Origin of the sequence: Erythrobacter sp. HI0063, assembly GCF_001635685.1 — a bacterium.
Classification (GTDB): domain Bacteria; phylum Pseudomonadota; class Alphaproteobacteria; order Sphingomonadales; family Sphingomonadaceae; genus Qipengyuania.
The window spans coordinates 31,480-43,430 of sequence record NZ_LWFF01000066.1; the positions used below are offsets into that span (position 1 = coordinate 31,480).

Annotated in this window: 14 protein-coding genes; 4 read left to right on the plus strand and 10 right to left on the minus strand. The window is 65.8% G+C overall.

The window, feature by feature from the left end; all coding sequences use genetic code 11:
• The first annotated feature begins 41 nt into the window (after window positions 1-41).
• The 4 genes from A3736_RS03225 to A3736_RS03240 all read left to right on the plus strand — a co-directional run bounded on the left by A3736_RS03225 (window position 42) and on the right by A3736_RS03240 (window position 2,640).
• Window positions 42-992, plus strand: coding sequence for a calcium/sodium antiporter (locus tag A3736_RS03225; RefSeq protein WP_067679136.1), 951 nt, complete (start codon window positions 42-44; stop codon window positions 990-992).
• The gene (locus tag A3736_RS03230) at window positions 989-1,432 is read left to right on the plus strand and encodes a YeeE/YedE family protein (protein WP_067679139.1); all 444 of its coding nucleotides are present in this window, start codon (window positions 989-991) and stop codon (window positions 1,430-1,432) included. The genes A3736_RS03225 and A3736_RS03230 overlap by 4 nt, the downstream gene beginning before the upstream one ends.
• Window positions 1,433-1,434: 2 nt before the next feature.
• A complete protein-coding gene (locus A3736_RS03235; RefSeq protein ID WP_082851283.1) occupies window positions 1,435-1,842 on the plus strand; it encodes a DUF6691 family protein in 408 nt (135 codons plus the stop codon).
• A 72-nt stretch (window positions 1,843-1,914) separates the two neighbouring features.
• A complete protein-coding gene (locus A3736_RS03240) occupies window positions 1,915-2,640 on the plus strand; it encodes an EcsC family protein (RefSeq protein WP_067679144.1) in 726 nt (241 codons plus the stop codon).
• Between the two features lie 2 nt (window positions 2,641-2,642).
• Here A3736_RS03240 and A3736_RS03245 read toward each other — a convergent pair whose 3' ends face one another.
• From A3736_RS03245 to A3736_RS03290, 10 genes are all read right to left on the minus strand, one after another.
• On the minus strand, window positions 2,643-3,476 hold the full coding sequence (locus A3736_RS03245) for a metal ABC transporter permease (protein ID WP_067679147.1): 834 nt from the start codon (window positions 3,474-3,476) through the stop codon (window positions 2,643-2,645).
• Window positions 3,476-4,333 carry a metal ABC transporter permease gene (locus A3736_RS03250; RefSeq protein WP_067679150.1) on the minus strand — a complete coding sequence of 286 codons (858 nt, stop codon included), beginning with the start codon at window positions 4,331-4,333 and terminating at the stop codon, window positions 3,476-3,478. Before A3736_RS03250 ends, A3736_RS03245 begins: the two co-directional genes overlap by 1 nt.
• Window positions 4,330-5,208, minus strand: a complete 879-nt coding sequence (locus A3736_RS03255; RefSeq protein ID WP_067679153.1) for a manganese/iron ABC transporter ATP-binding protein — start codon at window positions 5,206-5,208, stop codon at window positions 4,330-4,332. The genes A3736_RS03250 and A3736_RS03255 overlap by 4 nt, the downstream gene beginning before the upstream one ends.
• A complete protein-coding gene (locus A3736_RS03260; protein WP_067679156.1) occupies window positions 5,205-6,071 on the minus strand; it encodes a metal ABC transporter substrate-binding protein in 867 nt (288 codons plus the stop codon). The genes A3736_RS03255 and A3736_RS03260 overlap by 4 nt, the downstream gene beginning before the upstream one ends.
• Window positions 6,072-6,146: 75 nt before the next feature.
• Entirely contained in the window at window positions 6,147-6,569 is a 423-nt protein-coding gene (locus A3736_RS03265) for a Na+/H+ antiporter subunit G (protein ID WP_067679158.1), read from the minus strand.
• A complete protein-coding gene (locus tag A3736_RS03270; RefSeq protein WP_067679161.1) occupies window positions 6,566-6,835 on the minus strand; it encodes a K+/H+ antiporter subunit F in 270 nt (89 codons plus the stop codon). The genes A3736_RS03265 and A3736_RS03270 overlap by 4 nt, the downstream gene beginning before the upstream one ends.
• Window positions 6,832-7,317: a Na+/H+ antiporter subunit E gene (locus A3736_RS03275; protein ID WP_233999199.1), complete on the minus strand. Its 486-nt coding sequence runs from the start codon at window positions 7,315-7,317 to the stop codon at window positions 6,832-6,834. The genes A3736_RS03270 and A3736_RS03275 overlap by 4 nt, the downstream gene beginning before the upstream one ends.
• Window positions 7,318-7,321: 4 nt before the next feature.
• Window positions 7,322-8,854 carry a monovalent cation/H+ antiporter subunit D gene (locus A3736_RS03280; RefSeq protein WP_067679164.1) on the minus strand — a complete coding sequence of 511 codons (1,533 nt, stop codon included), beginning with the start codon at window positions 8,852-8,854 and terminating at the stop codon, window positions 7,322-7,324.
• The gene (locus A3736_RS03285) at window positions 8,851-9,213 is read right to left on the minus strand and encodes a Na+/H+ antiporter subunit C (protein ID WP_067679166.1); all 363 of its coding nucleotides are present in this window, start codon (window positions 9,211-9,213) and stop codon (window positions 8,851-8,853) included. Before A3736_RS03285 ends, A3736_RS03280 begins: the two co-directional genes overlap by 4 nt.
• The coding region (locus A3736_RS03290; protein ID WP_067679169.1) for a monovalent cation/H+ antiporter subunit A at window positions 9,210-11,951 on the minus strand (2,742 nt) is incomplete at its 5' end. The genes A3736_RS03285 and A3736_RS03290, both read right to left, overlap by 4 nt.

The window sequence follows — 11,951 nt, forward strand, 5'->3', positions numbered from 1 at the left end:
GGACGCGGCACCCGGTTCAATCGTTCTCATAGGCTTGCACCATGGCATTCGCCCTCTTCCTCGTTGTGATCGGCCTTGCCGCTCTGGTGTTCGGCGGCGAGCTGCTGGTGCGCGGTTCGGTCCTGCTGGCGGTCAAGGCGCGGCTGTCCTCGCTCGCGATCGGCGTGGTCGTGGTCGGCTTCGGTACGTCGATGCCCGAACTGGCGACCAGCGTGGAAGCGGTGCTGGCGGATTCGCCGCAACTCGCCTGGGGCAATATCGTGGGCTCCAACATCGCCAACACGCTGATGATCCTCGGCGGCGCGGCGCTGGTCTCGCCATTCGTATTGGACGGCAAGGGCGCGCTGCGCGATCCGCTGGTGGGCGCGGTGGCGGCCCTGCTGCTTCTGGGCGCGACCCTGTTCGCCTGGGCCGGGACACTGCTCGGCGCAGGCATGCTGGTGGCGCTGGCGATCTATCTCGTCGTCGCGCTGAAATCGGAACGCACCGCACCCGTCGATCCCGAATTCGATCCCGAAAGCGCCGACCTGACCCCGACGGGCTGGACCAAGCCGTCCCTGCTGACGATCGCCGGGCTCGCCATCCTGATCGCCGGGGGCCAGGCGCTGGTCAGCGGTTCGATCGACCTGGCGCGCCTTTTCGGCCTCAGCGAAACGGTGATCGGATTGACCGTGGTCGCCATTGGCACGTCGCTGCCCGAACTGGTCGCTTCCGTCCTCGCCGCGCGCAAGGGAGAGAGCGAGCTGGCTTTCGGCAATGTCGCGGGCTCCAACCTCTATAACATCCTGTTCATCGGCGGCGCGACCATGGTGCTCGCGCCGGAACCGATCACGCGCGAAATGCTGCCGCTCGATCTGGGCGTGATGACCGGAGCCGCGCTGCTCCTGCTCGTGCTCGCCTGGGCGGCTAAGCGGGTGACCCGGTGGATGGGCGCGTTGATGGTGCTATCCTATGCGGCCTATCTCGCAACGCTGGTGGTGCTTGCCTCATGACCTTCCCCGGATTTCCTGATGCCGCCCCGCTCGACGGGTTTCTCGGCGGCCTGATGATCGGCCTCGCCGCAGCGATCATGCTGCTCGGCCTTGGGCGCATCGCGGGCGTGTCGGGCCTTGCGAGCCGGGCGATGCTGATCGAACGCGGCGGCGCGCCCTGGCCTGTCGCGATCCTGTTCGTGGCTGGGCTGGTGCTCGGCGCGATCCTGTTCGGCGCGGCGGAACCGATCGAGGCGGTGTTCCCGCCGCATTGGGGCTGGCTCGTCGCGGGTGGATTGTTCGTGGGGTACGGCACGCGGCTGGGATCGGGCTGCACCAGCGGGCATGGCGTGTGCGGGATGAGCCGATTGAGCCCGCGATCGCTGGTCGCGACGGGAGTGTTCATGGCGAGCGGGATCGCGACCGTCGCGCTGGTGAATGCACTGGGATATGGCTGGTGATGATGCGGGCGTTTCTGGCGCTCGTTTCGGGAGCGATCTTCGGCGCAGGGTTGGCATTGTCAGGCATGATGAATCCGGCGCGGGTGCGCGGCTTTCTCGACCTGTTCGGGGATTGGGACCCGACGCTTGCCTTCGTCATGGGCGGCGCGATGCTGGTCATGGCCGTCGCCTGGATAGTCCAGCGGCGGATGGCCGCACCAGCGGCTGGATCCGACTTTCACTTGCCCGGCACGGCCCTCGTCGATGCCCGCCTGATCGGAGGCGCGGTGCTGTTCGGGATCGGCTGGGGTCTGGCGGGCCTGTGCCCCGGCCCTGCGATCGCTTCGCTCGGCACCGCCCTCGCCCCCGCTGCGATCTTCGTGGCCGCGATGCTGGCGGGGATGGGGCTGTTCAAGCTGACCGATCGCTGAGTCGCTCGGGCGCAAGTCCCTGACCTCGAACAGTTTCGGGGAACGCGATGGGCCGCCATCCATTCGATTGCCATGGATATAGAACGCGAACAACGCCGCTTCCGCACCGCCAAGCCTTCACGCCTCGGGCGCGGGATCGAGCGGCTGACCCACCCCTTCGGCAAGGCGATCGCCAGCGTCATTCCCAAACGCGCGGTCGAGGCCGTGCTGCAAGGGTTGGACCGCGCGGTCGGTATGCCGCAGCTCGTCCGCTTCAATCACGACCCGAGCGATCTCACCGCCGCCCATGAAGCCGCCAAGAGCGTCGCGCGCACTGCCCGCACCATCAGCGCCAGCACCGGCGCGGCGGCGGGCCTCGGCGGCGCGCTGTCGATGAGCGCGGATATCCCCGCCACCATCGGCATCGCCTTGCGCACGATCCGCGATACCGGCCGCGCTTACGGATATGACGGCGAAGGTCCGGCGGAAAAGCTGTTCCGCCTCCAGATCCTCGAACTCGCGGCATTGGACGATCCCGAAGAGCGGACCACCAGCATCGCCGATCTCGAAGCGGCGATCGGGCCGGACGGCAACCTCGTCGATGCCGAACACGAACAGATCGTGCCGATGGTCGACCAGGCGGTGGAACGCATCTCGCGCGCCATCGCCTTCGCCAGCTTCCGCAGCCGGGCGGGCATGATTGTGCCCGTGGTCGGATCGGTCGTGGGCGGGATCGTCAATTCCTCGTTCCAGAACGATGTCGGCAAGGCCGCGCGCTTCGCGTTCCAGGCCCGTCGCCTGAAAACGGAAACGGTCTGACCCTAGGGCGAAGCCGCTGACGCCGTGCGCGACGCTCGCATGGTTTGAGCGACGAATGCGGCAATAAAGATCGCGGTCAGCAGCAGGACGATGGTGGGCGCAGGCGCGCTGTCGAGGAAAAAGCTGAGCCACACGCCCAGGATCGTCGCCCCGACTGCCACGACCACCGCGATCGGCAGCATACGGGCGAATCTGTCGGTCACCAGAAAGGCGATCGCCCCCGGTGCGATCAGCATGGCGATGGTCAGAATGATGCCGGTGGCCCGCAAGGCACCGACGATGGTCAGCGCGAGGATGCACAACAGGCCGTAATGCAGCCAGCGGGTTCGCAAGCCGATGGCGCGCGCCTGCTGCGGATCGAAGGCGTGGAGAAGCAGGTCGCGCCATTTCGCGAGCAGCGCGCCGCACACGACGAACGCGATGGCCCCCGTCTCGATCATCTCGCTATCGCTCACGCCCAGCATATTGCCGAACAGGATATGATCAAGATGCACGTCGGTCTCGATCTTGGTCATCAGCACGATGCCGAGCCCGAACATGCCGGAAAAGACCACGCCGAGCAGCGTATCTTCCTTGATCCGGCTGTTTTCCTTCAGATAGCCGACGCCCAGCGCGCAGCTCATCCCCGCCGCGAACGCCCCGATCGCGAGTGGCAGCCCCGCGACATAGGCCAGCACGATGCCGGGCAGGACCGCGTGGCTGACCGCATCGCCCATCAGAGACCAGCCCTTCAGCACCAGAAAACAGGATAGCAGCGCCGACGGTACCGCGACGCAGACGCCGATAACGAAAGCCTGCTGCATGAATCCGAAGGCGAAGGGGGCGAGCGGGTCCATCACGCTGGAGCGCTCGCGGACAGACGCCGCCGCCGCGCGGCGAGCAGGCCATGCTTGGGCGCGAAGACGAACGCCAGCAGGAACAGGCTCGTCTGCAACACCACGATCACGCCCCCGGTCGCTCCATCGAGGAAATAGCTCAGATACGCGCCCAAAAAGCTCGACACCGCGCCGATCGCCACGCTGATCGCGATGAGGCGGGGAAACCGATCGGTCAGGAGATAGGCCGTCGCGCCGGGCGTCACGACCAGAGCGATGACGAGAAAGGCCCCCACCGTCTGCAGCGCCGCGACCGTGCAGGCTGCGAGCAGAGTGAAGAACAGGAGTTTCAGCCGCGAGGGATCGAGGCCGACCGCGCGCGCGTGGTTCTCGTCGAAGAAGGCCAGCATCAGATCCTTCCATTTCGCGGTCAGGATCACGAGCGAGACGCCCGCGATGATGGCGAGCTGCACCGTATCGCTCGCCGTCACCGCCAGGATATTGCCGAGGACGATGGTCTGCACATCGACCGAGGTCGGAGAGATCGAGACCATGAACAGGCCGAGCCCGAAGAAGGAGGTGAAGATCAGGCCGATGATCGCATCTTCCTTCAGCTTCGTCCGGCGGTTGAGGAACAGCATGGAGCCCGCGGCCAGCCCGCCGGACAGGAAAGCGCCGAGCGAAAACGGCAGGCCGAGCATATAGGCGCCCGCCACGCCCGGAACGATCGAATGCGACAGCGCATCGCCGATCAGCGACCAGCCCTTGAGCATCAGGAAGGCCGACAGAAAGGCGCAGACGCCGCCCACCAGCGCGCTCACCCACATCGCATTGACCATGTAATCGTAAGCGAAGGGTTCGATAGCCGCGCCGCTCATCGGGTGGGGCTCTCGTTCTCGCTGTCATCGTCGTAGAGGACCAGCGGATGCTCGTCGTCATACAGCAGCGTCGATGCGGCGGGCCCCTGCGCGCGGTCGGCCTCGCTTTCGTCCGGCCGCAAGGAGAACCGCCGCAACGTGCCGCCGAAGGTGCGGCGCAGGTTGTCTTCGGTAAAGACCTCCCCCGTTGGCCCGGCGGCGAGCACGGTGCGATCGATCAGTACCGCCCGGTCGCAGAACCGGGGCACAGAGCCGAGATTGTGCGTCGCCACCAGCATAACGCGCCCTTCCGCGCGCAATTCCTTCAACAGCGCGACGATCGAATCTTCGGTGGTGACATCAACACCGGTAAAGGGCTCGTCGAGCAGAATCACCTGCCCGTCTTGCGCCAGTGCGCGGGCGAGGAAGACGCGCTTCTTCTGTCCGCCCGAAAGCTCGCCGATCTGGCGGCGCGCGAAATCGGTCATGCCCACCCGGTCGAGCGCTTCGGCAACCTTGGCGCGATCGGCTGCACGCGCGATCCTGAACGGCCCCATGCGGCCATAGCGACCCATCATCACGACATCTTCGACGAGGACCGGGAAGTTCCAGTCGACATCCTCGCTCTGCGGGACGTAGGCGACCAGCCCTTCCTTGAGCGCCCGGCGCACGGGGCGGCCCAGCACGGCGACCGATCCCTGCGATACCGGCAAGAAGCCCATGATCGCCTTGAACAGAGTCGATTTGCCTGCCCCGTTCACGCCGACCAGCGCCGTGATCGATCCCGTCGGGATGGCAAAACTCGCATCGACAAGGGCCGTGTGGCCGTTGCGATAGGTCACGCTCGCATTGGCGACCCGGATTCCCGAGCCCGGTTCGGTTTCCTCGGCGCTCAACCGGTCAGCCCGTCCGCGATCCGCTGCGAGGTGACGCGCAACAGATCGATAAAGGTCGGCACCGGGCCGTCCGCTTCGCTGAGCGAATCCACAAAGAGCACGCCGCCGTACCGCGCGCCCGTCTCGCGTGCGACCTGTTTGGCGGGATCGGGCGAGATCGTGCTTTCGCTGAAGATGGTGGGGATCGCGTTTTCGCGCATCCGGTCGATCACGCGCTTTACCTGCTGCGGCGTGCCCTGCTGATCGGCGTTGATCGGCCAGAGATACAGTTCCCGAAGGCCGAAATCCAGCGCGAGATAGCTGAAGGCGCCTTCGCTGGTGACGAGCCAGCGGCGTTCGGCGGGAATCTCGCGGAAACGGGCGCGGATCGGGTCGATGGCCTCGCGAATGCGCTGCTTGTAGGCGTCCGCATTGGCGGCATAGGTGGCGGCATTCTCAGGATCGTGCCGCGCGAAGGCAGCGGCGATATTGTCGACATAGACCAGCGCCGCGTCGGGGGACATCCAGGCATGCGGGTTGGGCTTGCCGCTATAGGGGCCTGTGCCGATCCCGATCGGTTCGACGCCATCGGACACCACCGCATCGGGAATATCGCCGAGATTGTCGAGAAACTGGCCGAACCACATTTCCAGATTGAGGCCGTTCCACAGGATCAGATCCGCATCCTGCGCCGCGACGAGATCGCGCGGCGTGGGCTGGTAATTGTGGATTTCAGCGCCGGGCTTGGTGATGGATTCGACCACCGCCGCATCGCCCGCCACGTTGCGCGCCATATCCGCAATGACGGTGAAGCTGGTGACCACTTTGAAGCGGCCATCGCCGCTCTCTCGGCTGCATGCGGGAAGCGCGGCGGTAAAGGCCATGCCCAGTCCCAGGCCCAGGACCTTGCGCCGCGTCGCAACGGCTTTTCGATCTGAGCCGGATCGTGTTTGCAATGCCTATTCCCGCGACGTCGCGACCGGCGTGTCCGGCTGGGGCGCTTCGTACGTCGCCCAGCCCGCTTCGCCGCCGGGCTCGGGCGGGGCGCCGGCCGGCCCGGGCGAGATCGCCGCGTCGCGCAGCCGCAGACGGTGCAGGTGCACTTTAGCCATCATGTTGGCGGCGATCGGCGCGGTGATGAAAAGGAAGAGCGTGATCAGCAATTCATGGCCGCTCCACGCCCCCTGCTCAAGCCGGGAGACCAGGATCGAGCCGACCAATATCCCTCCGACACCCAAAGTCGTCGCCTTGGTCGGACCGTGCAACCGCTCCATCAGCGTGGGCAGGCGCACCAGCCCCCAGCTTCCGATCAGCGCGAAGGCCGCGCCCAGCACGATCACGAACGCAGCCACGAATTCGGCGACGGTTGCCAGCCAGCTCATTCGACGATGTCCCCGCGCAGGATGAACTTGCAATAGGCCACCGTGCCGACGAAACCGACCATCGCCAGCAGGAGAGCCGCCTCGAAATAGGTGTCGTCCGCCAGAGCGATCCCGATCAGCACGATGAAGGCGATCGCATTGATCACCATCGTGTCGAGCGATATGATGCGGTCGCCTACCGATGGCCCGCGCAGCAGGCGCCACAGATTGAGCGCAAGCGAGAGCGAAAGGCAGACAAAGCCGAAGACGATGGCGAACTGGATCATCGGAACACCTTTTTCAGGCGCGCTTCGTAGCGGGTCTTGATCCGCTGGATATCGGCGGCAGGATCCGCGCTGTCGAGCGCGTGGACCAGCAGGAAATCGCCGCAGGCGGAAACGTCGGACGTCACCGTGCCCGGCGTCAGGCTGATCGTTCCGGCAAGCACGGTGATCGCTTCGGGCGTATCCAGCTCGATCGGAATGACCAGCCAGGCCGACTTGAGATCGCGATTGCGCTTGAACAGTATTATCCAGGCGACTTCGAAATTCGCCACGACGATATCCCACAGCACCAGCGCCAGATAGGCGAAGCCGTGGAGGAAGCCGATACGGGGGCGCCCGGGCCAGAACGGCGCGGTGAAGATCGGAACGAGAATGCCGATCACGATGCCGACCACCAGCGCCCCGAAGCTGAGCGTATTCTGCAGCAGCATCCATACGATCAGCAGCAGGACCGACAGGCCGGGATGGGGAATAATGCGCCGCACGATCCTATCCGTTGTCCAATACGGCGCGCGCGGTCGCAGCGGAATCGAGCAATTGCGCAGCCGCCGCGTCCGCATAGGCGGTTGCCGGACCGGCCGCCGCCGACAGGGCGGCCAGCAGCACGAGGAGGGCGGCGGGCGCGATCATGTCCGCGCACGAGGGCACTGCCATTGCGCCGTCTCCTTCATCCAGTGGCGTGTCCTTCCAGAACACCGTGCTGCCCGCACGCGCGAATCCGATGACTCCGATCAGCGTGGTCAGCAGGATCACCGTCCACGCCCAACCCCATAGCGGCAGGTCGGCCACGGCGTCGAGGATCAGCAGCTTGCCGATAAAGCCGGATAGCGGCGGCAGGCCGGTCACGCCGATCGCGGCGACCATGAAGAGGATCGCCACGCTCTGCCGATGCGCGAAGACCGGACCGGGCGTGGCATGATCGACGAAGCCCGCTCGGCGGCGTGCGACGACGTCGGCGATGAGGAACAGCGCGGCGCCGGCCAGCGTCGAATGCACGAGGTAGTACAGCGCCGCCCCCACAGTATCGGCCTGCCATCCGGCGACGGCGATCATCAACGTGCCGGTGGAGCCGATGATCGCATAGGCCGCCTGTTCGGAAAGGCTGCGGGCCGTGAACACGCCGCCAAAGCCCAGCAGCGCCGTCACCATCGCAGCGGGCAGCAGATAGGGCGCGGGCGCCCAGGCGGCCGCTCCGGCATCGTCGCCGAAGATCAGCGGCGTGACCCTGATGATGGAATAGACGCCGATCTTGGTCATGATGGCGAACAGGGCGGCGACGGCGGGCGTTGCGACGGCATAGGTGCGCGGGAGCCACAGATGCAGCGGCACGATCGCCGCCTTGATCGCGAAGACGACGAACAGCAGCAGCGCGGCAATGCGCAGCAGCCATTGATCGTCGGCCTCGATAGCCGGAATGCGAACGCCCATATCCGCCATGTTCAGCGTACCCGTCAGCGCATAGAGCAGGCCCAATGCGAGCAGGAAGATCGACGATCCGACGAGATTGACGACGACGTACTGGACCCCTGCCTTCAACCGCGCAGGCCCCTGCCCGTGCAGCATCAGGCCGTAGGACGCGATCAGCAGCACTTCGAAGAACACGAACAGATTGAACAGGTCGCCGGTCAGGAACGCGCCGTTCAATCCCATCAGCTGGAACTGGAACAGCGGATGGAAATGCCAGCCGTCCCGATCGACCCGAGTGACGGTGGCGTGCACCAGCGCGATCAGCGCCAGCGCCGCCGTCAGCGTCAGCATGATGGCGGACAGGCGATCCAGAACGAGCACGATGCCGAACGGCGCGGGCCAGTCGCCCACCTCGTAAGTCCTGACCGTACCGTCTGCCGACAGGACGAGCAGCGCGATCGCCACGCCAAGCACGGCAACGCAGGACGCGAAGCTTACCGCCACTCCGGCAGCACGGCGGCGCAGCATCAGCAGCACGGCCAGCGGCGCAGCAAGGGCAGGCAGCGCGATCGGCGCAAGCACCAATTGGGATGCCAAAGAGGACGCGAAACTCATTCGCCGCCTCCCGCCTGATCGTCGGTCGGCACGTCATGCCCGTCGACATGGTCGCTGCCGGTTTCGAGGAAGCTGCGCAGGGCGAGGATCACGACGAAAGCGGTCATCCCGAATGTGATGACGATTGCGGTCAGCACCAGCGCCTGAGGCAGCGGATCGGTATAGGTATCCACGTCATACGACCAGATCGGCGGCGCATCGACCACCAGACGGCCCGACGCGAACAGGAACAGGTTCACCGCGTAGGAGAACAGAGTCAGCCCCAGAACCACCGCGAAGAGCCGCGCGCGCAGGATCAGGTAGATCCCGCCGGCGACGAGGACGCCGATGGCGCTCGCAATGAGGAATTCGAGCGTCATTGCGCCTGCTCCCCACGATCGCCCGACCGTTTGGATGAATCGCTTCGCTTGGCATGGGCCCGCGCGGCCCGCTTGGCGATGTGGCTCAACTGGGCGAGCGCCAGCATGATCGCGCCCAGGACCACGGAGAATACGCCGATATCGAACAGCAGGGCCGTCGCAAGCTCGAACTTACCGACCAGCGGAAGCGTGAAATAGTCGAAGGCGCTCGCAAGGAAGTTCGCGCCGAACAGCAGCGAGCCCAATCCCGTCGCCATCGCGATCAGGACGCCGAAGGCGATCAGCGTGTGTTCGGAAATGCGGCGTCGCCGGGTCGTCCAGTCGTATCCGGAAGCGAGATACTGCAGCATGAATGCGATCGCCACCACCAGCGCCGCGATGAAGCCGCCGCCGGGCTGGTTGTGGCCGCGCAGGAAGATGTAGATCCCCGCCGTCAGCGTGAGCGGAAGCAGGATGCGAGTGGCCATCACGAACATCACTGGATGGCTTTCGGGCGAATGCGGCATATCCTCCTGCCAGGTACGCAGGCGATGCCCGGCATGGCCGCGCGACGTGGTGGACAGCAGCGCGAAGATCGCGAGGCCCGCAATACCCAGCACGATGATCTCGCCCAGCGTGTCGAAGGCACGGAAATCGACCAGCGTGACATTGACCACATTGGTGCCGCCCCCGCCCGAATAGCTGTTGGCGAGATGATATTGCGAAATCGGATCGTTGGGATTGCGCGTCAGCATCGCCCAGGCGATCGCGCCCATGGCCGTCCCACCCATCACGGCCAGCGCGCCATCGCGCACCCGGCGCGTCACGCTCGACAATGCGGGCGGCGTCTTGGGAAGAAGATTGAGCGCTAGCAGCAGGAGGAGGATCGTCACCACCTCGACCGAGATCTGCGTGAGCGCAAGGTCGGGCGCGGACAGATGCACGAAGGCGAGCGATATGACGAGGCCGATGACGCTGATATAGATGAGCACGCGAAATCGCTGGTGCTGTGCGTGCAGCACCGCGCCCGTCGCCGCGATCAGCAATGCCCAAGCGAGAATCGCCGCGGGCGATGCCTCGACCCCCTCGCGCGGCCCGGTGAAGACGCCCCCCGCGCCGATAGCCTCGATCGCGAACAGCACCATCACGGCGGCCACCAGCATCAGCATGCGCTGTAACGAAGGCGCATGGATCGCCACGGTCAGCCTGCGTACCGCGCGATTGATCCGCCCCAAAGCGCTTTCGAACATGGTCTTGGCGTCGAGATGCCGCACCGCTTCATAACGGCGCAGGATCGGCGCATAGCGCCACAGCACGATGAGCCCGATCGCCACGGCCAGCACGCTCATGCCCAGTGCGGGATTGATGCCGTGCCACAGATACAGCCCCACATAGGGCGCCGCGCCGCCGACCACCGCCGCGCTGACCGACGCGACCAGCGATCCGGCGAGCAGGCCGGGTATGAGGCCCAGCAGCACGGCGATCAGCACCAGCAGAGCGGCGGGCAGCCACATTCCCCCACCCGGATCGTGCGCGCGGGCATGGGGTTCGGGATCGCGCGCCTGCCCGAAGAACAGGAACAGGGCGAAACGCAGCGAATAGGCGACCGAAAGCGTAGCGGCGATCGTCGCCACCACCGGCACCAGCCAGGGCAGGCCGAACAGGCCCACTTCCAGCGTTTCGCCCAGCATCAATTCCTTCGAGATGAAGCCGCCCAGCGGCGGCAGGCCCGCCATCGCGGCGGCGGCGAGCGTCGCCAGCGTCGCCGTGACCGGCATCACCTTGGCAAGCCCGCCCAGCCTGCGGATGTCGCGCGTGCCGGTTTCGTGGTCGACGATGCCCGCCGACATGAACAGGGCGGCCTTGAACGCCGCGTGGTTGAGAATGTGCAGCACCGCGACGGCTGCCGCCGCTTCGAGCGAGAAGCCCAGCAGCATGACAAGCAGGCCGAGCTGGCTGATGGTCGAATAGGCGAGGATGCCCTTCAGATCGTGCTTGAAGAGCGCCACCCACGCGCCGAACGTCATGGTGACGAGGCCCACGCCGGTCACGATAATCGTGTAGAGATCGGTACCCGACAGCACCGGCCAGAAACGCGCGATCAGGAACACGCCCGCCTTCACCATGGTGGCGGAATGGAGATAGGCGCTGACGGGCGTGGGCGCGGCCATCGCGTGCGGCAGCCAGAAATGGAACGGGAATTGGGCCGACTTGGTGAAACAGCCGAGCAGGATCAGTATAAGGATCGCGGGGTAGAGCGGCGAGCGCTGCACCGCATCTCCGCTCGCCAAAATCGTCGCCAGATCGAACGACCCGACCGTCAGGCCCAGCATGACCACGCCCGCGATCAGCAACAGGCCGCCCCCGCCCGTAATGGCCAGCGCCATGCGCGCACCCTGCCGCGCCTCCGCCTTGTGGCGCCAGAACCCGATGAGGAGGAAGGAGGACAGGCTCGTCAGCTCCCAGAAGATCAGGAGCAGCAAAACGTTGCCGGAAATCACGATCCCCAGCATCGCGCCCTGGAACAGCATCAGGCTGGCGAAGAACCGCCCCGTCGCTTCGCCCGCGGCGAGGTAGAAATGGCCGAAGATTACCACCAGCAATCCGATGCCCAGGATCATTCCGGCGAACATCAACCCCAGCGGATCGATCATCAGCGACAGATCGAGGCCGAGAGCGGGCACCCAGGGGACCGAAGCCGTCGCGGTTCGTCCGCTCAGGATCGACGGCGCGAGAGAGACGATAACCGCAAGGCCGAT